Source organism: Sorangium sp. So ce128 (genome assembly GCF_051525245.1).
GTDB classification, from domain to species: Bacteria; Myxococcota_A; Polyangia; order Polyangiales; family Polyangiaceae; genus Sorangium; species Sorangium cellulosum_B.
In genome coordinates this window covers 7819959-7845947 of sequence record NZ_CP150313.1, presented here as the reverse complement: position 1 = coordinate 7845947, position 25989 = coordinate 7819959, and the positions used below count along the sequence as shown (strand labels likewise).

19 protein-coding genes and 1 pseudogene are annotated in these 25989 nt (G+C 70.9%); 9 read left to right on the top strand and 11 right to left on the bottom strand.

The genetic code is table 11. The annotated features are described in order from the left end of the window. Positions 1–51: 51 nt before the first annotated feature. Positions 52–990, top strand: coding sequence for a LysR family transcriptional regulator (locus tag WME82_RS29680; protein ID WP_437850493.1), 939 nt, complete (start codon positions 52–54; stop codon positions 988–990). A 195-nt stretch (positions 991–1185) separates the two neighbouring features. Here WME82_RS29680 and WME82_RS29675 read toward each other — a convergent pair whose 3' ends face one another. Then, positions 1186–3036, bottom strand: coding sequence for a vWA domain-containing protein (locus WME82_RS29675; protein ID WP_438038055.1), 1851 nt, complete (start codon positions 3034–3036; stop codon positions 1186–1188). 319 nt (positions 3037–3355) lie between these two features. Here WME82_RS29675 and WME82_RS29670 point away from each other — a divergent pair, with 319 nt between their 5' ends. The 5 genes from WME82_RS29670 (at position 3356) to WME82_RS29650 (ending at position 11126) form a co-directional block, all read left to right on the top strand. Beyond that, complete coding sequence (locus WME82_RS29670) at positions 3356–4573, top strand: hypothetical protein (RefSeq protein WP_438038054.1); 1218 nt, start codon at positions 3356–3358, stop codon at positions 4571–4573. Positions 4574–4656: 83 nt separating this feature from the next. Beyond that, positions 4657–6354 carry a DUF1592 domain-containing protein gene (locus tag WME82_RS29665; protein WP_438038053.1) on the top strand — a complete coding sequence of 566 codons (1698 nt, stop codon included), beginning with the start codon at positions 4657–4659 and terminating at the stop codon, positions 6352–6354. A 186-nt stretch (positions 6355–6540) separates the two neighbouring features. Continuing rightward, the gene (locus WME82_RS29660; protein ID WP_438038052.1) at positions 6541–8235 is read left to right on the top strand and encodes a DUF1592 domain-containing protein; all 1695 of its coding nucleotides are present in this window, start codon (positions 6541–6543) and stop codon (positions 8233–8235) included. Between the two features lie 149 nt (positions 8236–8384). Continuing rightward, the gene (locus WME82_RS29655) at positions 8385–9857 is read left to right on the top strand and encodes a protein adenylyltransferase SelO (RefSeq protein WP_438038051.1); all 1473 of its coding nucleotides are present in this window, start codon (positions 8385–8387) and stop codon (positions 9855–9857) included. A gap of 339 nt (positions 9858–10196) precedes the next feature. Beyond that, the gene (locus tag WME82_RS29650; protein ID WP_438038050.1) at positions 10197–11126 is read left to right on the top strand and encodes a YkgJ family cysteine cluster protein; all 930 of its coding nucleotides are present in this window, start codon (positions 10197–10199) and stop codon (positions 11124–11126) included. Between the two features lie 168 nt (positions 11127–11294). Here the strand turns inward: WME82_RS29650 and WME82_RS29645 are convergent, their stop codons facing one another. The 4 genes from WME82_RS29645 to WME82_RS29630 form a co-directional block, all read right to left on the bottom strand. Beyond that, entirely contained in the window at positions 11295–12803 is a 1509-nt protein-coding gene (locus tag WME82_RS29645; protein ID WP_438038049.1) for a DUF1552 domain-containing protein, read from the bottom strand. A 4-nt stretch (positions 12804–12807) separates the two neighbouring features. Continuing rightward, entirely contained in the window at positions 12808–14514 is a 1707-nt protein-coding gene (locus WME82_RS29640; RefSeq protein WP_438038048.1) for a DUF1592 domain-containing protein, read from the bottom strand. A 511-nt stretch (positions 14515–15025) separates the two neighbouring features. After that, entirely contained in the window at positions 15026–16714 is a 1689-nt protein-coding gene (locus tag WME82_RS29635) for an alpha/beta fold hydrolase (protein ID WP_438038047.1), read from the bottom strand. Between the two features lie 210 nt (positions 16715–16924). Beyond that, entirely contained in the window at positions 16925–18133 is a 1209-nt protein-coding gene (locus WME82_RS29630; RefSeq protein WP_438038046.1) for a hypothetical protein, read from the bottom strand. 473 nt (positions 18134–18606) lie between these two features. Here WME82_RS29630 and WME82_RS29625 point away from each other — a divergent pair, with 473 nt between their 5' ends. Continuing rightward, positions 18607–19434 carry a helix-turn-helix domain-containing protein gene (locus WME82_RS29625; protein WP_438038045.1) on the top strand — a complete coding sequence of 276 codons (828 nt, stop codon included), beginning with the start codon at positions 18607–18609 and terminating at the stop codon, positions 19432–19434. 208 nt (positions 19435–19642) lie between these two features. Then, complete coding sequence (locus WME82_RS29620; protein WP_438038044.1) at positions 19643–19993, top strand: DUF1428 domain-containing protein; 351 nt, start codon at positions 19643–19645, stop codon at positions 19991–19993. A 53-nt stretch (positions 19994–20046) separates the two neighbouring features. Here the strand turns inward: WME82_RS29620 and WME82_RS29615 are convergent, their stop codons facing one another. From WME82_RS29615 to WME82_RS29600, 4 genes and pseudogenes are all read right to left on the bottom strand, one after another. Continuing rightward, a complete protein-coding gene (locus WME82_RS29615; RefSeq protein WP_438038043.1) occupies positions 20047–20589 on the bottom strand; it encodes a hypothetical protein in 543 nt (180 codons plus the stop codon). Beyond that, the gene (locus WME82_RS29610) at positions 20586–20957 is read right to left on the bottom strand and encodes a hypothetical protein (RefSeq protein ID WP_437850465.1); all 372 of its coding nucleotides are present in this window, start codon (positions 20955–20957) and stop codon (positions 20586–20588) included. Before WME82_RS29610 ends, WME82_RS29615 begins: the two co-directional genes overlap by 4 nt. Positions 20958–21046: 89 nt before the next feature. Beyond that, a pseudogene (locus tag WME82_RS29605) lies at positions 21047–21190 on the bottom strand (NADPH:quinone reductase); the annotation flags it as partial. A gap of 52 nt (positions 21191–21242) precedes the next feature. Then, positions 21243–22217 carry an aldo/keto reductase gene (locus WME82_RS29600; RefSeq protein WP_438038042.1) on the bottom strand — a complete coding sequence of 325 codons (975 nt, stop codon included), beginning with the start codon at positions 22215–22217 and terminating at the stop codon, positions 21243–21245. 57 nt (positions 22218–22274) lie between these two features. On the opposite strand from WME82_RS29600, the gene WME82_RS29595 reads away from it, so the two are divergent. Continuing rightward, entirely contained in the window at positions 22275–22886 is a 612-nt protein-coding gene (locus WME82_RS29595; RefSeq protein WP_438038041.1) for a TetR/AcrR family transcriptional regulator, read from the top strand. Between the two features lie 18 nt (positions 22887–22904). Here the strand turns inward: WME82_RS29595 and WME82_RS29590 are convergent, their stop codons facing one another. Together WME82_RS29590 and WME82_RS29585 are read right to left on the bottom strand one after the other, a co-directional pair. Continuing rightward, positions 22905–23303, bottom strand: a complete 399-nt coding sequence (locus tag WME82_RS29590; RefSeq protein WP_438038040.1) for a hypothetical protein — start codon at positions 23301–23303, stop codon at positions 22905–22907. Positions 23304–23472: 169 nt separating this feature from the next. Next, a complete protein-coding gene (locus WME82_RS29585) occupies positions 23473–25986 on the bottom strand; it encodes a helicase HerA-like domain-containing protein (RefSeq protein WP_438038039.1) in 2514 nt (837 codons plus the stop codon). Positions 25987–25989: the final 3 nt, after the last annotated feature.

Here is a 25989-nt window from a genome sequence, read left to right as displayed (position 1 = left end):
CCTGGCGAGAGCCCCCCGATCGGCGCCGTTTACCCCTCGTGAGGTCCTACCATGCCCAGCCCCCGCGCGGCAGCCCGAGCGCGCCCTGCCCGGGCGCCCCAGCTCGATGAGATCGCCGCGTTCGCCAGGGTGGCGGAGCTGGGCTCGTTCACCGCCGCGGCGGAGCAGCTCGGCGTCCCGAAGTCGACGGTGAGCCGCGCGGTGACGCGGCTCGAGGACGGCCTCCAGGTGCGTCTCCTCCAGCGGTCGCCGCGCGCCGTGGCGCTGACCGAGGCGGGCCGTCGCTTCTTCGGCGACGTGGCGCCGCACATCGCCGGTCTCCGCGACGCGGCGCAGGCGCTGGACGCCTATCAAGGGCAGCCCCAGGGCACGATACGGCTGAGCGCTCCCCCGGATGGTGGGGAGTCTTTCCTCGGAGAGATGCTCGTCGAGTTCGGGGCGCGTTACCCGCTGCTGTCGCTCGAGGTCGACATGTCCACGCGCCGGGTGGACCTCTTGCGCGAGGGCTTCGACGTGGCGCTCCGGGCGACGGGCGAGCTCCCGGACTCCTCGCTTGTCGTGCGCAAGCTGCTCGACTCCTACGTGCAGCTCTTCGCTGCTCCGGCGTACCTCGCGCGCCGCGGCCTGCCCCGCGCGTTCGACGAGCTCGTCGACCACGAGCGGGTGGTGTTCCTCCCCAACAGCCGGCGCAGCCAGCAGCCCGTCGACGGCCCCCGCGCGGTGCGCGACGCGATGGCGACCGGGCGCATCGCGACCGACGATTTCCAGCTCATCCGCTCGGTGCTCCGGGCGGGGGGCGGTATCGGGCCGCTCCCGCGCGTCCTCGCCGCGCCCGACCTGGCGAGCGGGCGCCTCGTCCACGTGCTGCCGGAGTGGTCGCAGCGCGCAGGGACGCTGTACCTCGTCTATCCGAGCGCGCGGCACGTGCCGCGGAACGTGGCGGTGTTCCGCGACTTCGTCCTTGCCTGGGTGAAGCGGCTCGCGTGTTAGAGCGGCGGTCACCCGCTTCGGATACGGGCCCATCTCGACGTTTTCGGTGCTCAGCGCACAGGAGTGCGCTTCCGCGCCGAAAACGCCGATCTGGACCCGTCTCCTGTGCGGGTGACCGCCGCTCTGCGACGCTCGTACCAGGCTCAGCTGAAGACCGCTCTGCGACGCTCGTACTGGGCTCAGCTGAAAACCGCTCTATGGCTGGTTGTCGATCATCCTCTGAAGGGTCGCCGCGATCTCGAGGAGATCGGCGTCCGCGCCGGTCGTGTTCGCGGCGAGGACGGTCTCCCGGGCGGCCGTGAGCGCGCTCGCGCGCTCTCCGGGGCCGAGCTCGACGAGCTGCTTGAGAGCCTCGGCATACGCGATGATCGCCGCCGCCTTCGTGAGGTTGCCGTCGTCGATCCCGAGCCCTCCGAGCGTGGTTTGCTGCACGGCCTCCCTGGCCTCGCCGGTCGTCGCGTCGCGCCAGGTGACGCGGACCCGATACGGGTCGTTCGCGCTCGGCAGCGACGGGTCGCACGGGCGGAGGATCTGATACAGCATCATCGAGTCGCTCGGGGCGAGGTGCTGCGTGCGCACCTTGGCCGGATCAGGCGAGTACTCTTCTCCATAGAACTTCTGGATGCCGAAGTACGGCGGGAGCGTCAGCTCGATCCTCACGTCGCGCGCGGCGACGAGGACCGTCTCGGCGAACCGGTCGACGAAGACGCGCCTCGCCTCGTCGGCGCTGTCGAGATAGACATACGCGCCGCGGCCGGCGTCGGTGACCACGTCCATGAGCGTGTCGTTCACGCCGTCGCCGACGCCGACGCCGACGAGGTAGACGCCTTCTCCGTCCGCGTCCTCGGCGTTCTCTCCGATGAGCTCCTCCTCGGTCACCCCGACGTTGGCCTGTCCATCGCTGATCAGCACGACGCGGTTGATGCCGCCCGCGGTCCTGTGCGTGTTGGCGAGCGCGTACCCCGCGGCGAGGCCGCTGTACAGGTCGGTGCCTCCGTCGGCCTCGATCGCGCTCGCGACCCCGAGCAGCACGGGGTCGTCGGGGCCCGAGACGACGTGGCCCTCGAGCACGGGGCTCTGCCCCGTATTCCACGTGACCGCGTTCACGACGTCGCCCTCGATGAGCGTCGACGCGATGGCCCGGACAGCAGCCCTCTCGAGCTCGATCGGCTCTCCCGACATCGAGCCCGACGTGTCGAGCACGAGCGTGATCGTCATGGGCTCTCGCGCGGCGGGCGCCCGGCTCGACTGCACCGCGATCTGGAGCGCCAGATCGCCCGTGAGCACGCAGGAGCCGAGCTGCGATACGATCGAGAGCTCCCCCGGCTCGGCCGGGGCGAACGAGTACCGGTAGTAATTGAGGAACTCGTGCGTGCGGATGACATAGGGGTCGACCAGCGGCGCGCCGCGCTCGATCTGGCGGCGGACGATGACCGGAGATGCCATCGAGTTGGAGTCGTCGGACGAGAGGTACAGCGTGAGCGGCGTGGAGAGGTTGACCCCCGCGCACGAGCCGCCGCTGGCCTGCGGCCTGAGCCGGGGCCCGGCGTTCCGCGAGCTGCCGGCCCCGCCGCCCGTCGTTGTGCTGCCGCCGGTCGTCGCGCCGCCGCCGCCCGCGCCGCCGCCGCCGGCCGAGCCGCTGCTGCCGCCCTCGTCATCGCACCCGCCGGCGCCATCGCCGCCACCGCCGCCGGCCCCGCCTTCGGCGCATCCGCCCCCGGAGCCGCCGCTGCCGTCCCCGGAACCCCCGCTGCCCCCGGTGCCTCCTTCGCCCACGGGCGGCTCGGCGCTGGGGTCCGTGGAGCCTCCGCTCGAGCTCGATCCCACGCCCACGCCCGCGCTCGCGCCCGTGCCCGCGCCCACGCCCGCCACCGGGTCGCGGCCGGAGCCGTCCCCCTCGCGGGTCGCGCCGCCGCCGCAGATCGCCGCCGGCGCCTCGCCCAGCTGGAGCGGCTCGTGCGGCGGCGCGTCGCTCGACGAGGAGCAGGCGATCGACAACGAGGCAGGGATGATGAGAGCGAGCGCTGTACGCTGAAACTGTGCCATGAACACCTCCACGGGCCGTGCGCTCTCGCACGGGCGGTGCCAGGGAAATCATCAATTATTCCGCCGATAGATGCCTCGTTTGCGCCACGGTGTTCGGCTCATGTTGGCCTGAATCGTTTCGAGGTGTGCCAACGTGCGATGGAGCGCGTCCGCGGGGCGCCGGCGATGGGGGGCGCCGAGCGCCCTCACGGCTCTGGGCCGCGCGGAGGGGCCAAATGGCCCGGGATCGAGCCCGAGAAGCGCACGGCGATGACCGCAATGCCGCCGCGGACGATGGCTCGGTGTACCCTCCCGCGCCGTGCGTGCGTTCGAGAGTGCCGTGCTCCACCCGCGCTGGCTCGCAGCCGTCGTCGTGCTCGCCGGCGCCCTGACCGGGGGTGACGCCTGGGCGGAGGTCCAGCGCCTGCGCATCGCGTACGAGGCGCACGACGGCTGTCCCGGCGCCGGGGCGTTCCTGCGCGAGGTGACCGCGCGCACGGACCTCGCCCGCGCCGCCGCGGCGGACGAAGCGGCGCTCGACGTGCGCGTGCGCATCACCTCGAGCGCGGGCAGGAGCCGCGGCCGGATCACGCTCGGCAAAGGCGAGGACGCGCGCGTCCGCGAGGTCGACGGCGCGACGTGCGGCGAGGTCGTCGCGGCCCTGGCGCTCATCACGGCCCTCCGGGTCGACCCCACCGCGTCTCTCGATCCGCAACCGCCGGCCGTCGGGCCGCGCTCGTCCGAGGCTCCGGAGGCTGGCGGGGCTCGGGATGCCGGCGGGGCGCCAGCGCCGGCCGTGGATCCCGTCGCGGCCCCGCCGCCCGCCGCGGATCCCGCCGCTCCTGCGCAGCCGGCCGGGGCCGCGCAATCCGCCGGGGCCGGCGGCGACGCAGCGCCGGGCGCGGGGAGCTCGCCGCAGCCGCCCGCCGCCTCGCCGGCCCCACAGGCGCCGGCCGCGCGCCCCTTGCCGATCCGCCCGCCGTCGCCGGTCGCGGGGGCCCCGCACCCTCCGCGGCCGCGACGGCCCGTGGAGCGCCCGTGGACGCTCGGCCTCCAGGGGAGCGCGGCCTCCGGGGTCGCCCCCGAGGCGCTGCTCGGCGGGGGGCCCTTCGTCGAGCTGCGCGCCGATCTGGGCCTCGACGCGGCGTTCCGCGTCGCCGCCGAGGTGGCCGCCACCGGCGCGGTCGACGCCGGGCCGGGCGGCGCCCTCTTCGTGCGCGGGATCGGCCGCGTCGACGCCTGCGCGGACCTCTTCCGCCCGGCACGCCGGCTCTCGCTCGGGCCCTGCGTGGGCGCGGAGGGCGGCTTCCTTCACGGCACCGGGCTGGTCGGCGAGGCGATCTCCGACGTGGAGGAGGGCACCGTCCCGTGGGCCAGCCTCGGGCTCCTCGCGCGCGTGACCGCCTCGCTCGGGACCCTCGTGCGGATCGACGCGCAAGGTGGACCGGAATTTCCGCTGGTGCGGCGATCGTTCATGTTCGAGCACCCCGCGCAGCTCATCCACGAGGTGCCCGCGGTCACGTGGACGCTCCGCGTCGGCGCCGGCCTCTCGCTCTGATCACCGGCCGCAGGGAGCGACGCGCGACGAAATTGGGATCCCGGGGGAGAGCCTCGGAGATTGCTACGGCGGGAGGCTCTGTCATGAGACCTTTGAAAGCCGTACCTTCACTCGGCTTCTTCTCGGTGCTCTCGCTCCTCGTCGCCGGGTGCGAGATCACGATCGTGGGTGACGACACCGGCGGTGGCGGTGGAGACGGCGGCGGCGGCGTTGGCCACGGCACCACGGTCAGCGTCGGGGAGGGCCCAGGCAGCGGCGGGGGGGATCCCTGTTTCCCCGGCGTCCCGGCGACGTCCCAGATCCCGCGCCTGCTCAACCGGGAGTACGACGCGGCGGTGCGGGATCTGCTCGGCGTGACGGCGCTGGCGAGCGCCGGCAACGGCCCGCCGTCGACGCTGCTCGCCCCCGACTTCGAGGGGGACATGACAGATGTCGCATGGAACGCCTATCTCGCGGTCGCCGAGCAGATCGCCGCCGAGGTGATCGCCGGGCCGAACAGGTCCAGGTTCGTCAGCTGCGATCCGGCGGCGTCCGGGTGCCTCGAAGAGACGATCATCGACTTCGGTCGCAAGGCCTTCCGTCGTCCTCTGCTCGAAGAAGAGGTGCAGAGCTTCCTGCGGCTCACCGCGGTGGAGCCCCAGGGCACGCCCGACGAGATCGCCGAGGCCATCCTCTTCACCTTCCTCGCCTCGCCCTCGTTCATCCTGCGCCCCGAGCTGGCGGAGGAGCCAGAGGGAAGCGCCGTCAAGCTCTCCAGCTACGAAGTGGCGGCGAGGCTCTCGTTCCTGCTCTGGGATTCCGTGCCTGATGACATCCTGAACGCCGCGGCCGACGCTGGCCAGCTCGCCACCAGGGAGCAGATCCTGGCGCAGGCGCAGCGGATGATCCGGATCCGCGAGAAGACGGCGCCGGTCGTCGTCGCCTTCCATCGTGATTATGCGGAGATTCGCCAGGGCTCGCACTGGGGAGTCCACGATCACGACACGACCGTGTACCCCGAGTTTTCCCCGGACGCGGTCGCTCCCATGATGGCGGAGATGGACGCCCTCTTCGAGGAGGTGGCGTTCGAAGGGGGGTCCTTCGAGGACCTCTTCCTGAGCAACGTCGCCTTCGTCAACGAGGACACCGCGGCGCTCTATGGGCTCGATCCAGCGAATTTCGGCGCGGAGCTGACGCGGGTGGAGCTCGACCCGACCGAGCGGCCGGGGTTCTTGACCCGCGTCGGGTTCTTGAGCTCCTACTCGTCCTACGCCGCCACGAGCCCGATCCTCCGGGGCGCGTTCATCTCGAGGCTGCTCGGGATCAGCCTGGTGCCCCCGCTTGCCGTGGAGCCGTTGCCCCCTCCGGGCGAAACCACCACGCAACGCCAGCGCGTCGAGGCGCTGACCTCCCCGGCGATGTGCGCCGGGTGCCACGGCCCTTACATCAATCCGCCGGGCTTCGTGCTCGAGAGGTACGACGCCGTCGGCAAGGTGCAGACCACCGATCCGCTCGGCGGCCCCATCGATGGAACCGCCGACGTCCACTTCGGCATGGACATCACCGAGACGATCGAGACACCGATCGAGCTGATGAACGAGCTCGCCGCTGCCCGGGCGGCCAAGCACCACTATGCGGAGCGGTGGGTCACCTTCGCCACCGGGCGGCAGCCGAACCCGAACGACATCTGCGACGTCGATGAGCTCGACGCCAAGCTGTCTGCCGACGGTTACACCATTCTCGACCTGCTCGCCGATCTTACCCAGACAGATTCGTTCCGTCTGCGCGTCCGCGGAAAGTGAGGAGGGAATACGCCACGACGCCGGGCGGCGGCGGGGCGCGGCGCTCGGCGTGACGCGGCGCTCCCTCGAAGCGCGCCCGAGCAGGCCCCACGCTGGCCGCATCGAAGCGGGCGCCGGGCCGACGTGCGCGATGAAATTGTGATCGCGGGGAAGCCCCCCGGGGATTGTACGCCGGGAGGCTTTGTCATGAGGCTCTGGCGCGCCGTATCCTCGCTCTGCTGCTTCGCGGCGCTCTCGCTCGTCGCCCCTGGGTGCGGGATCACGATCCTGGGCAAGGGCACCGACCGCGACGATCAGAGCGGCGGCAGCAGCGGCGCCACCGCCGGCGTCGGGGGGGGATCAGGCGTCGGAGGGGGGGATTCCTGCGTGCCCGGCATCCCGGCGACGTCCCAGATCCCGCGCCTGCTCAACCGGCAGTACGACGCGGTGGTGCGGGATCTGCTCGGCGTGACGATGCTGGAGAGCGCCGGCAACCTCCCGCCGTCTTCGCTCCTCGTCCCCGACTTCGACGGGGACATGACAGAGCCCGCATGGAACGGCTATCTCGCGGCCGCCGAGCACCTCGCCGCCGAGGTGATGGGCGGGCCGAACAAACCGAGGTTCCTCACCTGCGATCCGGCGGCGTCCGAGTGCCTGGAAGAGACGATTACCGCCTTCGGTCGCAAGGCTTTCCGCCGTCCTCTGCTCGAAGAAGAGGTGCAGAGCTTCCTGCGGCTCACCGCGGTGGAGCCCCAGGGCACGCCCGAAGAGATCGCCGAGGCCATCCTCTTTGCCTTCCTCGCTTCGCCCTCGTTCATCATGCGCCCTGAGCTGGCGCAGGAGCCCGAAGGAAGCGCGATCAAGCTCTCCAGCCACGAGGTGGCGGCGAGGCTCTCGGTCCTGCTCTGGGATTCCATTCCAGATGACATCCTGGACGCCGCGGCCGACGCTGGTCAGCTCGCCACCAAGGAGCAGATCCTGGCGCAGGCGCAGCGGATGATCCAGGACCGCGAAAAGACGGCGCCGGTCGTGGCCCGGTTCCATCGTGCTTATGCGGACATTCGCCCGGGGTCGCGCTGGGGAGCGGTCGAACACGACACGACCCGCTTCCCCGACTACACCCCGGACGTGGTGGCCCCGATGATGGCAGAGATGGATGCCCTCTTCGAGGAGGTGGCGTTCGAGGGGGGGTCGTTCAAGGACCTCTTCCTGAGCAACGTCGGTTACGTCAATCAGGACACCGCTCCGCTCTATGGGCTCGATGCGGCGGATTACGGCGCGGATCTGACGCGGGTGGAGCTCGATCCGAACGAGCGGCCTGGGTTCTTGACCCGCGTCGGGTTCTTGAGCTCCTACTCGCGTTATGGCGCCACGAACCCGATCCTTCGGGGCGCGTTCGTCGCCAACAGGCTGCTCGGGATCGACCTGGCACCCGTGCCCAGCGCGAGCGAGACGCCGTGGCCTCCGGGCCCGTTCTCCACGGAGCGTGAGGCCATCGAGTCCATGACCTCCTCGGCGGGGTGCGCCGGATGCCACGGCACGTACATCAACCCGCCGGGCTTCGTGCTCGAGAGGTACGACGCCGTCGGCAAGGTGCAGACCATCGATCCGCTCGGCGGCGTCATCGACGGGACCGCTGACGTCACCTTTGGCGCCGACAACGTCAAGACGATCACGTCACCCATCGAGCTGATGAACGAGCTCGCCGCTGATCCGGCCGCCATGCGCCATTATGCCGAGCGGTGGGTCGCCTTTGCCACTGGACGGGAGCCAAACGGGAGCGACAAGTGTGACGTTCACGGGCTCAGCGTCAACCTGCTTGTCGACGGCTATACCATCCTCGATTTGCTCGCCGATCTCACCCAGACGGACTCTTTCCGCCTGCGCGTCATCGGGAACTGAGGAGGGAAATACGACAGGGCGAGGAGCCAGTTCGCTCGCCTTCGCGCGAACAGCCGAGCGTCGCTCGCTCCCGCGGCGCCGTGGCGTGGCCCGGCGGCGGGCTCTTCCGGCGGCTTGAGCGGCGGCACCTCCGCGCGTAAGGTTCGCCGATGAAGCTCCCGTTCGACAACACCTACGCCCGCCTTCCCGACCGCTTCCACGCGCGCGTCTCCCCCGCGCGGGTCCGCGCGCCGCGCGTCGTGAAGGTGAACCGCGCGCTCGCGGAGGTGCTCGGGCTCGATGCGGAGCAGCTCGCCTCGGCGGAGGGGGCGGAGGTGCTCGCGGGCAACGCGCTGGCCGAGGGCGCGGAGCCGATCGCGCTCGCGTACGCGGGGCACCAGTTCGGCAGCTTCGTCAGCCAGCTCGGGGACGGGCGGGCCATCCTGCTCGGCGAGGTCGTGGGCAGGGACGGCAAGCGGCGCGATCTCCAGCTCAAGGGCGCGGGGCGGACGCCGTTCTCGCGGGGCGGAGACGGGCGCGCGGCGCTCGGGCCGGTGCTGCGCGAGTACGTCGTGAGCGAGGCCATGGCGGCGCTCGGCGTGCCGACGACGCGCGCGCTCGCCGCGGTCACGACGGGCGAGCCGGTCTATCGCGAGGAGGTGCTCCCCGGCGCGGTGCTCACGCGCGTGGCCGCGAGCCACATCCGCGTGGGCACGTTCCAGTTCTTCGCCGCGCGGGACGACCGCGAGGCGCTGGCCACGCTCGCCTCGTATGCGCTCTCCCGGCATTACCCCGAGGCGGTGGGCAGCGGCAACGACGCGCTGGCGCTGCTCGAGCGCGTCGTCGACGCGCAGGCGTCCCTGGTCGCGCGCTGGCTCGGCGTCGGCTTCGTGCACGGCGTGATGAACACCGACAACACGTCGATCTCCGGGGAGACCATCGATTACGGGCCGTGCGCGTTCCTCGACGAGTATGATCCCGCGAAGAAGTTCAGCTCGATCGATCGGGGCGGCCGTTACGCCTTCGGGAACCAGCCGCGCATCGCGCAGTGGAACATGGCGCGGCTCGCCGAGGCGCTCCTGCCGCTCCTGGCCGAGGGCGAGGAGGAGGCCGTCCGTCTGGCGACCGAGCGCGTGGAGCGCTTCTCCGCGCTCTTCGTCGCGGCCCACGCGCGCGTCCTGCGGGCCAAGCTGGGGCTCGCGCGCGAGGAGGAGGGAGATCTCGCGCTCGCCGCGGATCTGCTGGAGCGGCTCGCGTCGAACGGCGTCGACTACACGGTCTTCTTTCGCCGGCTGTGCGCTTCAGCGGCCGATCCAGCGGCCGACGCGCAGGTGGCCGCCCTGTTCGCGGAGCCCGGCGCCTTCCGCGACTGGGCCGAGTCGTGGCGCCGGCGGCTCGCCCGGGAGGAGGCCACGTCGGAGGCGCGCGCGAGCGCGATGCGGCTCGTCAACCCGGCGTTCATCCCGCGCAATCACCGGATCGAGGCGCTCATCCAGGCGGCCGTTCTGCGTGACGACTTCGAGCCGTTCGAGACGCTGGTGCGGGTGCTCGAGCGACCGTACGACGATCAGCCGGAGAGCGCGCCTCTGAGCGAGCCCCCGCAGCTGGACGAGCGCGTGCAATACACGTTCTGCGGGACCTGACCATTCTCGAACAGCGAGGCATCTCAGGGAGTCGTCCATAACGGTCGGGCACCAACGTAAACGTTCACGTCCACGTAAACGTTTACGTGAACGTGAACGTTTACGTGGTCGTGGTCGTGGTCGTTCACGGCCTATCGTTGACGACCACGACCACGACCACGACTACGACCACGTAAACGTAAACGTAAACGTGAACGTGAACGTGAACGTTAGGATGTGGGAGAACGCGGCGGGAAGCTTGGTTAACGCGTAGGAGGGCTGGCGGACGGTTCGACGGGGTGATAAACTACGGTTTCTTCGAGCGCTCGGGCGGCAACCACCCTCCAGGAACCGGCCACCATGAGTCAGAGGAAAGGCAAGCCGCGCCCCGCGTCAGGAAAGAAGGCCCGTCGAGACGCCCGCAAGGACGCCGCGGGCCGCGTGCATCTCACGGTCCTTCGCGACCCCGCGAGCGGGCATGACCGCGTGGCGCTCAGGAGCCCGGTGTTCCGGGAGGCGTGGCAGAACGACATCGCGGCGGCCGCGGCCAACACGGCGTATTCCGCCCTGCGCGGGGAGCCGAGCGTGGAGGGCGCGGTCGAGCTGGCGCGGGACGCGATGGCAGCCACGTCGCGGCTCGCTGCGGGGCTGCTGGCGCGCGCGCCCGACGGCGCGGTGGCGTGCAGGGCGGGCTGCGATCACTGCTGCCATCAATCGGTCGGGGTCACTCCGCCGGAGGCGCTCGCGATCGCCGACCACCTGAGGTCGACCCTGTCCGACGCGGAGCTCGCGCGCGTGGCTCAGCACGTGTCCGGGTGCCACGACAGGACGCGGAGCCTGCCGTCGGCAGAGCGGTTTTCGCCGGACCACCCTTGCCCCTTCCTGCGGTCGGGGCGGTGCTCGATCTACGAGGTTCGACCGCTCTCCTGTCGAGGGATGAACTCGCTCGACGCGGGCGAGTGCGCGACCAGGCTGCGGGACCCCGAGGCGCGCGCCGCGTTCCTGGCGCACGGCGTGGGGGGCCGCTCGTTCATGGAGCCAATTCGCGGCGTCCACGCCATCAGCGCCGGCCTGCAGCTCAGCCTCTCCGAGCTCTTTCGCCTCGACATGCGCCCCCTGGAGCTGACGGCGGCGATGCACCTGCTCCTGAACGGGCCGGACTCGCTCGCCGACGCGTGGATCCGCGGGGAGCGGCCGTTCGAGTCGGCACGCAGCGCCGACAACGCGACGGATCCCGGCCTGGGCGAGCTCATCGCAGCGGTGGGTCTCGCGCCCGGCCGGGGGCCGTGAGGACTTACAGCGGTTTCCGCCAACCTCTGCACCATGCAGAGCAGAGCGGCGGTCTCCCGCACAGGAGACGGGCCCAGATCGGCGTTTTCGGCGCGCAAGCGCACTCCGGTGCGCTGAGCACCGAAAACGTCGAGGTGGGCCCGTATCCGAAGCGGGTGACCGCCGCTCTCAGGCCTTGAGCTCGGTCAGCTCGCCCGGCTTGGTGATGCCGGCCTGAGCGTCCCTGCTGTCGAGCTTTCCAAACTCCGTGACGGGTCCACCGCCTGCCGCCGTGCACCCGACGGCGTTCATCAGCGTCACGTAGAGCTTGTTGATGGGGACGCTGCCGGTGTTCGAGCCCGTGCCGAAGCCGACGCTGGTGTCGCCGCCCGTGCAGTCCGCCTCGCTGTTGCCGGTGCCGAGCTTCCCGCCGTCCACGTTCACCACGTGGCCCTGCTTGAGGTAACCCCCTGCGCTGCCCGCGATCACGATCGGCAGGTTGTTCGTGTTGTGGGCGTTGCCGTCGGCCAGCTCCGGGAGCCACATCGTGGCGGTGTTGTCGAGCAGCGTGCGATCGCCCTCCGCGATGCTGTCGAGCAGGGTGACGAGCCGCACGTACTTGGCCGCGTACCAGGCGTCGATCTGCGCGATCATGTCGAGCACGCCGTTCTTGCAGGTCCCGCCCACCGCGAACGAGCCGTTCCGGTGCGAGAGGCCGTGGTGGTCGGCGTCGTGCTGGATGCCATCCCAGTCGAAGGTCACGTAACCTGGATAGACGAGGATCATCGACCGGTTCATGTCGCAGATCATGCTCAGCGCCATGAGGTTCATCATCATGTCCCCGCCGGCCGTGAACGACGTGCCCAGGCCCGCGCCGAAGCCGCCGCCCGAGCTCGCAGCGTCGACCTTGGCGGCCGTGACGCCGACCGTGGCCGCGGTCGCCTCGTTGCACGCCGTGGGCGCGACGTTCTGCTCCGTGCTGCGGAGCAGATCGAGCCAGTCGCTGATCCGGCGCTGGTCGGATTTGCTCATGGTGAGCCGCTGGTAGCTCTGAAGGTCGTCCTTGACGAGATCGATGGCGCTCTGCCCGCGCTTGACGCGGTAGTCGGCCTCGGTCTCCTGCCCGCCCCCGAACAGCCCGGTGAGCTGCTGGTACACCGTCTTGGGGTTGACGACGGCCGGGAAGGCGGTGTTCGGCGCCGAGAAGGACAGCACCTCCTTGATGCTGCTGCTCGACGGGCCGACCGAGAGCACGAGCGGGCTCGCCTTGCCGGGGTTGATCTGCTTCGCGATCTCGTGGTCGAGCGAGTGGGACGTCGCGTACCGCGTCTTGTCGTCGCTGATGAGCGCGCAGGTGAGCTTCCCCCCCATCGCCTGATCGTGCGGGTCGATGGACTGGATCTCCGCGTAGGAGTTGAACATCTTCAGGCCGCGCGGGAACAGCAGCTTCGACACGAACGGCGTGAGCCCCGCCAGCGTGGTGCCCTTGATGTGCTCGGCCGTGAGGGCGCCGCTCTCGATGGTCGGGAACCAGCGGTTGGTGAGGCACCCGTTGTGCGTGTAGAAGATCACGAGGCGCCGGGGCGGCGACGACTGGGGCGCGGACTGCGCCTTGACCTCCCGCTCGTGGACGGAGCTCAGGAACGGAGCCGCGAGAGCGGCGCCAGCGACACCCTTCAGGAAGACTCTGCGCTTCATTCGCCTACTCCAGTTCTACGGCTCGGGTTCGGAACGACGGAGACTGCGTGAGGTCCGTGACGAGGTTGAGGACCGTGTACCCCCCGGCGGTGATCTTCGTGGACACGTCGCGCACCGTGCACGAGTCGAGCGGGTGGCCGTCGCGCTCGTAGGCGTACGAGACCCACTTCTGCGCGTACTGGCGCTGCGCGTTCGGGGAGACGGCGAGCTTCGCCATCAGATCGGCCGGGCTCGTGACCCTCACGGGCTGCCCGTCGATGCGCACGTCCGCGACCGTGTCGATGAGCGCGCCGGTCAACGCTTCTTGCGTCTGCCACGACCCCATGGCGTCGTACGCCTCCATCACGAAGCCCGGCGGGTTGATGGTGTTGTGGTGGCACGCGGCGCAGGTGGCGCCCGCCGTCTGCGCGTCCACGCGCTTGCGGTTCGTGTCGAGATCGTCCCCTTCTGGCAGCGGCGTCTCGAGCGCGCCGGGAGGTGGGGTGCCCGGGTCGATGCCGAGCACGTCCTTGGTGATGAACACGCCCCGGAGGATCGGCGAGGTGCGGTTGTACGACGAGTACGCGTTGAGGAAGCCCACCCGCGTCAGGAACCCCGGCCGCTGCGTCGGGTCGAGGGACACCTCCTCGAGATCCGCCCCGAACTGGGCGGGATCGAGCCCGTAGAGCGGCGCGGTCGCCGCGTTCACGAAGGCGACCGGGCTGAGGAGGAACTCCTGGAACGTCCCGTCGCGCGTGAAGACCAGATGATCGAAGAAGCGCTCGGTCTCTTCCGCCATGATCGGAATGAGCGCGCGATCGAACATGGGGAACATGGTCGTGTCCCGCTGCGCCGAGTCCCAGCGCGTGTTCGGCCCCAGCTCCAGGTAGTATCGATGGAAGGCGGCCACCATCTGCCGGGCCCTCGGGTCATCGAGCATCCGCTGGGCCTGCGCCAGGACCTGCTCCGCGGTGGACAGCTGGCCCTGATCGGCGGCCTGGTTCAGCGCCTCGTCGGGGATCGTCCCCCAGAGCATGTAAGAGAGGCGCGACGCGACCTCATGGTTCGAGAGGGCGAACCCCGCGGCGCCGCCGGGCGTCTCCGTGATCTCCGCGCGCTGGATGAACGTGGGGGAGATCAGGAACATGAACAGCAGCGCCTCCGCGACCTCCTCCGGGGCCCCGCTCTCGGTGATCTCCGGCCCCTTGGCCACGATCGCGTCGAACCTCGCCACCTCCGCGTCCGTCAGCGGCCGCCGGAAGGCGCGCCGCCCGAACTCGAGGATCGTGTCGTGCAAACACGCGGCGCCGTCACCGCTGGGCGTGCACTTCAGAAAGTTCTTCTTGAGCGCGGGGTCCGCCATCACCTGCGCGGCGACCATCTCGGCCACGGCCCTGTAGGCGCTCCAGCCCAGATCCGTGAGGCTCCCTGCCTGGTCCGTCGCCAGCAGCGTCGAGGGCGCCACGTTGCCGGAGGCCGTCAGCGCCGTGACGCCCAGCAGATCGCGGACAGTCCTGTCGTACTGCGCGTTCGTCAGGCGCCGGATCTGCGATGTCGGCGCGATTCCGGGCTTGCACTCGCCGCTCGCTCCTGGGCCGTCCGGCGTGCCGTCCGCGCCCCCGGTGGGGTTTTGCCCGCCCGACTCCGAGTCGACCTCGGCGTCTCCCACGGAGCCCACACAGCCAGCCGCGAACGCGGTGGCGACGATGATGCCGCTCCTCCACGTATGCATCGCACTCACCTCAGTTGTTATGTTCCAGATCAAAGAACCCAGACGGAAGCAGCAAGGGCGTCTTTTGCGACCGACACGCGACGTTCGGTGGCTGCCCTGCTCCCCGCGCACCACATCCTCTCATGTCGAGAGGATGTGGTGCAATGATGTGTCGGTGAGGGCTCTCTTTTTTTCTGTGATTGACGCTCTAATTTTTCATCAAAGGCATGCGAGAACATTTTGATGTTCACCCAAGTGCGCTTTTCGTCAAAGGCATGAGGGAACCCATGGATGTTCACCCATGCGCGCCCCGCAGCCTCTCGCGCGCGCTCCGCGAGCAGGCCGCCGCCCACCGGCCGTGGCCGCGGTTCGCAGCGGCCAGAACGGAAGGCCGGCGACGACTCGGCATGTCCAGCGTGGTGATGGCGCGGCTGTCGCGCTGTACGTCCGCGCCGCCACGCGCGATGACGCGGCGTGGGACGAGTGCTGCTCTATTGCCGCGCTGCCCCTGAACGGAGCCGCCCTGCGTCATTCACCGCCCGAGCCAGCGCGTCCTCTCACGCGCGAGGCGCGCGACGGCCGCCCAGTCGATCGGCGCCGCTCTGCGCAGCTCGTGGGCGGGTGAAGCGGTGTTTTCCCACATGTCCTTCGCGCCGAAGAGCACCTCGACCACGGCCGGGTCCTCGTCCCACGCGACGGGCACGAGGTCGTCGAGGCACGTTGTATCGATGGGCGCCTCGGGGTCCGCGATGAATTTCGCCATCATCTGCGTACCGCAGGGCGCTGCGCCGGGGGTCTTCACGGGGGACTCGAACGCGACCCCGTGCGGGCTCCAGGGCACGGCCACGAACGTCTGATGAGGCGCGGTGAGCTCGTCGGCCGAGAGCTCCGCCAGGCCGATGGGCGTCTGCGGGTCGAGCAGGCCGTTCATCGCCAGGATGGGCACGGTGGAGCCCGGCCACCCGCCCCAGAACCGGTCGTGCGGGTAGCGCGGCCAGGCCTCGTAGAGCGCGCCGAGCTCCAGCGCCTCCCGCGGGCAGAAGCGCTGCGCATCGCAGCGCGCCTGGAGCTCGGCCGGGGTAGGGGCTGGCTCTTCCCAGAGCTCGGAGAGGGCCACGTGTGTCCCCAGGATGACCGATGCCCGGGGCTCGCTTTCGCCGGGCTGCGACATCAGGTCGCGCAGCGTCTGCATGTAATGGCCGACCACCTGCACGTCGCCCGGCTCGCAGCGGTCGATGCGGTAAGCGAGCGGGAAGAGGTGCGTCCGCAGGAGGGGGATCTGCACGAAGAGCGGAGCGATGGACGCGAACAGCCCGACGTCGGCGCCGAGCTGCGCGCAGTGGCCTGCCGTGAGCTTGCCGAAGAGCGCGTCGAGCTTCGCCCAGGGCTCGGGGCCGAGCTTCGCCCCGCACACCGGATCGGCGGCGCAGATCTCGGACAGGTCCCTCACCACCGGATCGTACTGCGTATCGTACCGTGACAGGTGCTGCGCGCCCGGTGATACGATCGAGTCGAGGATGACGGCGTCGGCCCCGTCGGGGTGCGCCTGCAAGAAGCGCAGCGCGCGCGTCGTCCCGTAGGAGGCGCCGTACACGACCACCTTCTTGCCGGGCTCGCGCGTACGATCGATGAGGCGCGCGAGATCCTCGGCGTCGGCTGACGTCGTGAAGTGATCGAGATCGTCGCCCCATCGCTCCTTCAGCGCCTGGATGCAGGCGGGCCACTCGCTCGCGGTGATGTCCGCGCCGCCCTCCGAGCCCGGGTCCTCCTGGACCGGGCAGGCGAGGCGGCCCGAGAGCCCGACGCCGCGGTGCTCGAGCACATACCAGTCGATGTCGGGCATGACGCCCTGCCACAGCTGCTCGATGGCGTCCTTGAACACGGAGCCAGAGTCGCCGGGGCCGCCTTGCAGGAGCCAGACCTGCGCCCTCGCCGCGCCGCTTGGCGCGAGGCGGCGCGATACGAAGACGGGCAGCGCTTCGCCGTCAGGCGCCGATGGGTCGAGGGGCAGGGGGACCGCGGCGCACTCGGAGAGGAAATCGTCTGGACAGCTTCCCCATGCGATCGCCGCGCTTTCGCCCGAGCCGCCAGCGCCGGTCGTGCCAGCGCCGGTCGTGCCAGCGCTGGCCTGGTCTCCGCCGCCGGAGCAGCCCGCAGCCAAGGCCGTGAGCCCGAGCATTGCGAGGAGGAGCCCCGCCCGAAGGACACGATCGTCGATCATCCGTGAACCTCGCAATCGTCAGAGGGCCGTTGAACGGCGCGAGGTCTCGGTGGTCGTGACCAGGGCGCCGGCGGCGTCGAACGCGTCGAGGTCGAGCGCCGCGCCCTGTGTGCCCGCTCGTGCGGCTTCCGCTCAACGCGGGCTCTGTTTTCCGTGCGGGCCGCGGGGCCGAGGGAGGCCCCCGGCCCGCACGGTGGAGGGGCCCTCCGCTCAGAGGAGCTTGAGATAGGCGACCATGTCCGCCTCCTCCTGGGCGGTCAGGGTCGAGCGCCCCCCGAGGATCGGGGCGGCCAGGATCGGTGCGGCCTCGAAGGCCAGCTTGTAGTGGTGGATGACGTCCTCCAGCGTAGGGGCCGAGTTGTCGTGGAAATAGGGCGCCGTCTCGTTGATGCCCCAGAGGGAGGTCGTCTTGCCGTCCCCCAGGACGTCCAGGGTGCCAAGGACGAGAGCGGAGCCCGGATCGGCGGCCAGCATCGAGAGGACGCCGTTCTCGAGCCTCGGCTGGTAGACGGCGATGAGCGGGAAGTACAGATCCGGATCGGAGCAGAGGAGGCCGCTCCCGTCCGACGGGCAGGCCATGGCGTAGCGACGCATCGGGTTCGGCGTCGGCCGCACCTCCGAGGTGCCGAGGACCTCGCCCGAGAAGCCGGTCAGCACGCCGGTGATCCTGGTGAACGCCCCGAAGGGGAACTGCTCGCTGCTCGTGTTCAGCATGGGCCCGCTGTGGCACTGGCCGCAGACGCCGTTCGGGAGAAAGTGCTTGCGCCCGCGCTTCTCGGACCGTGTGTGGCCGCGAGGCAGCTCGGGCTCAGGCCCGCCGTGCGCGTAACGGCGCAGCTCTCGCGAGCTGAACAGCGTCCGCTCGTAGTCGGCGATCTTCTCGAGCTGCCGCCGCGTGGGCGTGACCGTCGGCTCGAAGTGCGCCAGGATCGCGTTCGCGGCCTGCGTCTCGAGGTCGGGCTCACGGGCATCGAACGTGATGAGCGGATCGAGCGCAGGCGAGTTCTTGACGGAGGGGACGCCTCGGAAGACGGTCACGCTCGTGGCCGCGGGGTCGTCGTAGATCCAGACGTTCGGGGGCAGCGGGAACTCGAAGCGGATCGTGGCCTCGTTGAGGAGCCGCGTGTAGCTGTCGCCGACGCCGTCGTCGCTGTCGATCGGGCGGAAGAGGGGATCGTTCGGGTTGGCCGCGTACCGCGCCTGCACGTCCGCCGGGGAGATCGTGCCGGTCTCCTCGCTGTGGCAGGTCACGCAGCGGCGCCCGTTGCCGCCGAATGTCGCTCTCTCGAAGAGCTGCTCGCCGCTCTGGACCCTGTGCGCCTGGGCGGCGACCGCGACGAGCTCGCCTGTGTCCCACTCCTCCTGCCCCGCGCAACCCGCGGCCCCCAGCAGCGGGATAAGGAGGAAGAGACAGGCCATGAACACGCCTTGATGGGAATTGAACATGTGATTCATAAACCCTCCCTGATAGTGAGTCTGACAGGGGAGCGTCGCCCGGAGCGAACACGGTGTCGTGATCGCGCCGGTCGAGGGACGCGCGCCCAATCCGAGCGCGCAGCCATCATGTTTTATCTAGATCGCGGTGATTCGGGCGTCCGCGCGAGGTTGCGGCGCGCCGCGAAGAGGACCCCCAGGTGACCTCGCAGTTTTCAGAACAAACGAACCGGTCCCCAGCTGTCAAGGGAGCTCAGCCGTGCTCGATCCGATTGCCATGGTGTGCGTGTTCGTGGGGTTCAGGTCGCCGATGCGCGCTGGGTGCCGCCGCTGTGTGACACCGCGTCGCCTGCCGGACCGAGGGAGCCTCGAGGGCCTGGCCTGGCCAGGCCGGTCCGGAAGCCTGCCCCATCAACGCGTGTTACCCTGCGACGGTGGTCATGGAGTCGCAGCTTACAATGGACGCCCTCGAGACTGGCGTGATCCATGTACGTGCCTGCCGCGCGTCGGAGATCTGCTCGATACAGCGCGCCGCCGTGCACACCTATTCGGTCCTCGCCTTTCACCTCGGCGGCCGGATGCGGGTGGAGCACCGCGGCGAGCTGGAGCTCACGGCTGGCCAGGTCCACCTCATCCCGGCCGGCGATGCCCACCGGTGGCTCACGGCGAGCAAGGTGGATCTGCGCGGCGTGGCCTTCTGTCGCTCGTGCCTCCCTCAGGATCGTTTTCAGGAGCTGCTCGCCCCGCTCGATCGCGTCCGGCGCGGGGCTTTCCCGGTCGTCGAGCTGCCGACCAGCAGGCAGCCCCACGTGCTCGGCCTGCTCGAGGAGCTCGAGCGCGAGCTGTCGCGGTCCTCGGGCATGCTGCCCGTCGTGGCCGAGAGCCTGCTCGGGCTCCTGCTCGCCGAGATCGTGCGCGCCGCCCCGCGCGACGCAGCTCCCCCCGAGGCCCCCTCGATCGTGGCCGAGGCGCTCGCCGTCATCGAGGCGCGCTGTCTGGGACCGCTGACCCTCGGTGAGGTGGCCCGGGCGGTGCACCGATCCCCCGCCTACGTCACGACCGCGGTGAAGCGGTCGACGGGCCGCTCCGTGGTGGCGTGGATCCTCGAGGGCCGCCTCGCCGAGGCGCGGCGTCGCCTGCGCGACACGGACGAGCTCGTCGAGATCATCGCCGAGCGGGTCGGTTACGCCGACGCCAGCCAGTTCAGCCGCCTCTTCCGCCGCCGCCACGGCGTGGCCCCGGCCGCGTGGCGAGCCCGCGAGCGCGCGCTGCCTCGCCCTGGGTGAGCGTCCGGCAGGCCTGTCGCGCCGAGCGCGCTTTCCGGCCCGCTCGAGCGCCGTGAACGATCGCGCGCCGCCGCCAGGCGGCCTTGCAGCGAAGTTGCTTTCGTCGATCGCGTGGGGCATCACCCCGACCCCGAGCTGGTCGGCACGCCGCCGCGCGGGTCGCGGCGGTGGTCCGTCTGGAACGGGGCCGAACGAGAGGAGAACAACGATGAGCTACGTCGACGGTTTCGTTGTGCCCGTGCCCGCAGGCAAGAAGCAGGCTTATCGCGATCTGGCCGAGAAGGCCGCAGCGGTGTTCAAGGAGCACGGGGCGATCCGCGTCGTCGAGTGCTGGGGCGACGACGTGCCCGACGGCAAGATCACCGACTTCAAGGGCGCGGTGAAGGCGGAGGAAGGCGAGGTCGTCGTCTTCTCGTGGATCGTCTGGCCCTCGAAGGAGGTGCGGGACGAGGGCAACAAGAAGGTGATGGAGGACCCGCGCATGCAGATGAACGAGGACTCGCCCTTCGACGCAAAGCGCATGATCTACGGCGGGTTCGACGTCCTCGTCGACGCCTGACCGGCAGGCTGCGGTCCTCTGGCCCGCGCCCGGTCAGGCGGGCCCGTGGCCGGTCATGGCGGGTCGGTGGCGTCGACGCGGTGGGTGTCGACCACCGCATCCCAATGGTCAATGTGGTGGACGAGGCTCACGGCAAAGTGCTCCTCGTCCAGCTCCACGAGGATGGGGTCCGACTCGTCCCAGCTCGCTCCGGCGAGGAGGGCGGCCACGCAGCCGGCAGCGAGCTCCTCGCGGCCTGCATCCTTGAGCGCAGAGACGCTGGCGCGAGCCCAGCCGGTCCGAGCGTCGAGCAGCAGGGCGACAGTCGCGGACGGGAACGCGCGCTCGAGATGGGGGAGCGCTCGAGGGGCGGCTGACGGATCACCTCCAGGCGTGGCGATCAGGACGAAGAGCTCGGAGGCACGGGGGTCGCCCTGGAGCTCCGTGCTGTAGCGAAAGTACTGAGGGCTGTGCTCGACACCAGGGACCGGCAGCATGACGAAGCGGCCCGGCGTGACATCACCCGCCCAAGGATGTCCGGGCGGAACGAGGAACCCGTCCTCGATCGGCTTCACCTGGACCGACACGGCGCGCTGGCGCGCCGCGCGCGCCGTCACCCCGGGCCCCGCAGCGCCTCGACCAGCGCCTCGACGAGCGCGCGCACCGGGAGCGAGGGCGACCGCTCGCCGAGCAGCTCGAGCACGTCCTCGTCGTCCTCGCCGCACGAGAGCTGCACGGCCGCGACCACGGCCCCGTCGCGCTCGACCGCCAGGTCGAAGATCCCCTCCTCGTCGCTCACCGGCGCGCCGAGCAGCGCCGACAGCCGGCGGCCCAGGAGCTCGGCCAGCGGCTCGTCACCGTCGAGGCTCGCCTCGTCGGGCTCGATGGTGGCCTGGACCGCGCGCGTCGGCGCCCCGCTCACCTCGGCGCCCTCGCGATCGAGCCGGAAACGAAAGCCACGCGCCTCGAAGAACCCCGTCGTCACGCGCGCGATCAAGGCACGCCGCGGGCGCGCCGGCAAGCAGGGCGGGTGACCCACGCCCAGGGCGGTTCGCGGGCGGTCACGGTGGAACGTCACGACGTGACGTCCACCAGGACCTTGCCGACCGCGCCGCTCTCCACGGCCCTGTGCGCGTCGGCGGTGCGGTCGAGCGGAAAGCGGACCAGCGGCGGGCCGTGCTCCTCGCCGACCGGCAGGGCGCCGCTGCGGACGGCGGCGCGGCCAGGCGTTCCGTCTGGGTGTCCGGCGTGGGGTCGCGACGCGGGTCGCTCAGCGCGCCGCGTACTTCATGACGAACGAGGGGTACCGATCGCCGACGATCGCGCCCGGCGCGAACGCAGCGTCGAGCTGCGCGAGCTCGTCCGGGGAGACGCGCACGTCGAGCGCCGAGAGGTTCTCGTCGAGCCGCGCGCGCCGGCGGATGCCGACGAGCGGCACGATGTCGTCGCCGCGCGCGCGCAGCCACGCGATGGCCAGCTGGGCTGGCGTGCAGCGCTTCCGGGCGGCCAGCTCGACGAGCGGGCGAGCGGCGCGGACATTCTGCTCCAGCGCGTGCCCTTCCATCCGCGGCGCCACGAAGTGCGCGCCAGGGCTCGGCGCCGTCGCGCCGCTGAGCAGCCCGTCGGCGAGCACGCGGTAGGCGACGATGCCGATCCCGAGCTCGCGCGCGGCCGGCAAGATCTCTGCTTCGATGAACCGGCACGCGAGGGAGTACTCGATCTCGAGCGCGGTGATGGGGTGCACGGCGTGCGCGCGGCGCAGGAGCTCCACGCCGACCTCGGACACGCCGACGTGACGGACTTTGCCCTCGCGCACGAGGTCGGCGATGGCGCCGATCGTCTCCTCGAAGGGCACGTCGGGATCGGGCCGCCCGGGCTGGTAGAGGTCGATCTCGTCGACGCCGAGGCGCTGGAGCGAGTAGGCCGCGAACGTCTTCACCGTGGCCGGGCGGCCGTCCATCCCAAGGAACTTCCCGCCCGGCGACCGCAGCATGCCGAACTTCACGCTCACGAAGGCCCGGTCGCGCCGGCCTTCGATGGCGCGCCCGATGAGCGCCTCGTTGTGCCCCATGCCGTAGAAATCGGCGGTGTTGAGGAGGTTCATCCCGGCGTCGAGCGCCGCCTGGATCGTGGCGACGCTCTCGGCGTCGCTGCCGGCCCCGCGGCTCGGCGACATCCCGCCGCAGCCGAGGCCCAGCGCGCCGACGAGCGGGCCGTTCTTGCCGAGATGCGTACGCGGTATCATGGGCATCGTTCGACCTCCCTCAATGTTAGAGCGAACGCTCTATCAATGAATCGCCGCATGCGCACTGTCAACCCCGACCAGCACGAGAAGAAGCGTCGCGAGCTCCTCCGCGCCGCCCTGCGCCGCTTCGCCGCCGAGGGCGTGCAGGCGTCCATCGCGAGCATCTGCGCCGAGGCGGGCGTCAGCCCTGGGCACCTCTACCACTACTTCCCGAGCAAGGAGGCCATCCTCGAGGGCCTCTTCCAGCTCGTGCTCGACGAAGCGGCCGCGCACCTGTCGGGTGACGTGCAAGACGCGCGCGACCTCCCCGCGCTCGTGGCCGATCTCTACAGCGGCAAGGGGCCGTCCCTCCTCTTCGACCTGCTCGCCGAGTCGCAGCGCAACGCCGCGATCGCGGATCGGCTCCGGCGCCACAGCGCCGAGATGAAGCAGCTCCTCGCGAGCGCGATCGTGCGCGGACAGGCCGCCGGCCTCGTCGACGACACGTTGCCGGCCGAGACCCTCGCGACCATGCTGCTCGCCGTGCTGGACGGCAGCAAGGCGATCCGGCTACGCGATCCAGCCGTCGACCGCGGCCACGCGCGCGAGATGCTGCTCGCGCTCGTGTCGCGCGTGCTCAAAAGGCGGAGCGCAGACGAGATGACGGGGGAAATGCGCAGACCGCGGTAAGGCGCCGGTACGGATGGGCTACGTCAGTCGTCGGATACCGACCATAGCAAGCGCGCCGCCAATCGCAATGGGGAGAAGCAGTTGCCATGTGAACTCGGGACGTGTCTCCCTCGTGGCGTTGATATAGAACGCTATGCCGGCAATCAAGGTGACGACACCCCCAAGGATCAGGCAGAAGTAGGCACCAAGCCTCTGCCAGATGGAGAGACTCGGCTTGGGCGCAGTGGCCGCCGGCGTGAGCTGGGGTAGTGCCAGACGCCGCAAGGCGACGAATGCGGCCGGAGCTCCGATCCACAGGAGACCGTACTCTCCCAAGAGCGGTATCCGAGAGAGCGCGCCAGCCACTGCGAGCCCGAGGAGCGCCGCAGGCACATCCCAGAAGTGTAGCGTCGGGTTCCTTGGGTTTCCGCTTGCCATGTCGATCTCCCTGCCAGATGTCATTCTGTTACGAAAAATCGATCTGGAGCCGGAAGCCAGGCGAGCGGTGCCGACTCCATCAACTCGCCCACGAAGCATGGGGCGATGCCGGAACCGAGCGCCTCGCGGCGCAGGTGAGAACACGTCGACCCCGCCTGAGCTCGCCGCGTCACCCGCCCGGGCCACGGAGCCCCGCCTCGGTGACGGCCCGCTCCACGCGGTCGGGCGACCATGCGCCGGCGTGGCGCGTGAAGAGCGTCCGCCCCTTGAACGCGCGGCCCGCGAGCTCCGCGGGCATGTCGGGCCAGCGCGCGACGAAGCTCCCCTTCGGCGCCCCCTTGCGCGCGGCGACCCACGGAGGGGCCCCGCCCTCGATCGTGAACCAGTCGATCACACGCTCCACGTCCTGGGCCGCCTCGAGCCGCCCGATGAGCTTCGTGCTCGTGTTGCCGAACACGTTGTAATCCACCGATCGAGGGCTCTGGGTGCACAGCAAGCAGCCGACGCCGTACTTCCGGCCCTGGGTGAACAGCCGGATGAGCGGCTGCTTCGCGGGCGGCTTGCTGCCGCCGGCCGGGATCCAGTCGCGCGCCTCGTCGATGTAGAAGAGCAGGTTCACGCCGCCGGAGGTCGCGTCCACGGTCGTGATCATCCAGCGGTACAGCTCCGTCGCGAGGGCGGCGAGGAAGAAGTGCTTCTCATCGTCGTTGCTGAGCGCGTTCAGGTAAACGATGTTGAGCGGGACGCGCCCCGGCTTCGAGGGCCGTAGCAGCTCGGTGAAGTCGAGGCGCGTTCCGCCCGAGAAGAGCCGCGCGGACGGGCCCTGCACGAACGTGTTGAGCTTTCGCGCGAGCCGCTCGCGCTCGGACTTGCGGATCAGGCTGTCGACGTCGTCGATGCCCAGGTCCTCGGGCGCGGTGACGGCGGCCACGATGTCCCTCAGCCGGACCGGCGCCGCGCGCGGCAGGTGCCGCAGCACCTGGTAGAGGAACGTGCGCTGCGACTCCTCCTCGCCGCCGCACGCGCACAGGCTGACGAGGTTGGCCGCCACCGCCACGAGCAAGCCCTCCTCCTCCTCGGCGCGGAGCGCGGGGTTCGCGATGTGCGAGAGCTCGCCCGCGCTCGGGAGCCGCAGGGGGTCGAGGCAGAGCCGCAGGCCGTGCGAGGACCCGGGCGTGAGGATGCGCGGCTCCATGCGCTCCCTCAGCTCCTCCCACGCGCGGCGCAGCTCCGCCGGCACGTCGGACGGCGGGCGCGCTTCCATCATCTGGACGAGATCGCCCTGGGGGTCGATCGCGACGACGGGGACACCGGCGCGCAGCGCCTCCTCCGCGATGACCTTGGCCATCCACGTCTTGCCGCTCCCCGCCGCGCCGACGACCGAGACGTGCGTCCGGAGCACCGCGGGGTCCACGCGGACGGGCGAGCCGCCGTCGTCGAAGCCGAGGAGCATGCCGGTGACGCTCGCGGCGCGGGCCCCCGGCGGCCTCGCTCCCGCGTCGAGCGCCGCGGGGGTCGAGCGCTCCCCGCCCGGCGGCGCCTCCGCCGGCCTGGCGCTGGTACCGCCCGGCGGCGCCTCCGCGGGCGCTTTTCGCCCGCGGCCCCGCGCCGGCGCCGGCTTCGGGCGCTCGACGGCCGGCTTCACGACCGCCAGCGCCTCGTCGAGCTCGGGATCGTCCTCCACCATCGGCTCGTCCGCCGGCCCGTCCGCCGCCGGCGCGCTGGCGGCGGCGCGCTCGCTCTCGTCCGGCGCTCCGCCGCCGCGCGTGGCCTCGAGCGCCGTCCAGCGCCGGTCCCACGCGCCCACGTCCTTGTGGCCGAGCTGCGCGACGCACGCCCCGGAGCGCTCGTGCTTGCAGCCGCCGCAGTACGCGCGGTCGCCCGGCGGCGCGAGCCCGCCCGCGCCCGCCGCGTGGTCGGACCAGGCCACCATGCTGGCGATGAGCTCGTGGACCTTGCCGCGCTTCGCCTCGATCTCCTCCCAGCGCGCCTCGCGGACGCTGCGCGTGGGGTGCAGGTAGAACACCGCAACGTCCGGCCGGGTGCCGTGCTGGTGGTGGTGCATCAGCGCGTACGTGAAGATCTGGAAGAGATCGCTGTTCGGGGAGGTCGCGGGCGTGAGCTTGTAGTCGACGATGCGGTGCTTCCCGAGCCGCGGATCGAAGTACACGTAGTCGATCGCCCCGGTGACGTGGACGTGGACGTCCTCCCCCACGTGGAACGTCACGTCGACCCGCTTGCGCGAGTCCCCGAAGAGCTGCGCCCGGAGCTCCGCCGCGGGCAGGCCCGCCGCCCTCGCGTGCGCCGCGAGCCGCGCGAGCTCCTCCATGTAGAGCTGGACCGCGGAGATGAAGCCCAGCCGCAGCGGCACCGGGCGCGCCGCGAGCGCGTCGAGGTTCAGGCAGGAGGCGTTGAACCAGCGCATCAGCGCCTGCTGGAGGCCCGGGGCGTCGCCGGCGGCCTCCAGCGCCGCCAGCACCTCGTCCGAGCTCGCCGCGGCGGCGTTGAAGCGCTCCACCGCTGTGTGGAACAGCGCCCCGCAGCCGGGCGCCTCCCCGCCCTTGCGCCAGATGCGGCTCACGACCGTCCGCCCGTCCTGCCGCTCGGCCGTGGCGCGCGCGTCGAACCAGTGGAGCCTCGGGCACGTCGCCGCGACGCGGAGCTGGGTCACGTTGACGTGCACGAG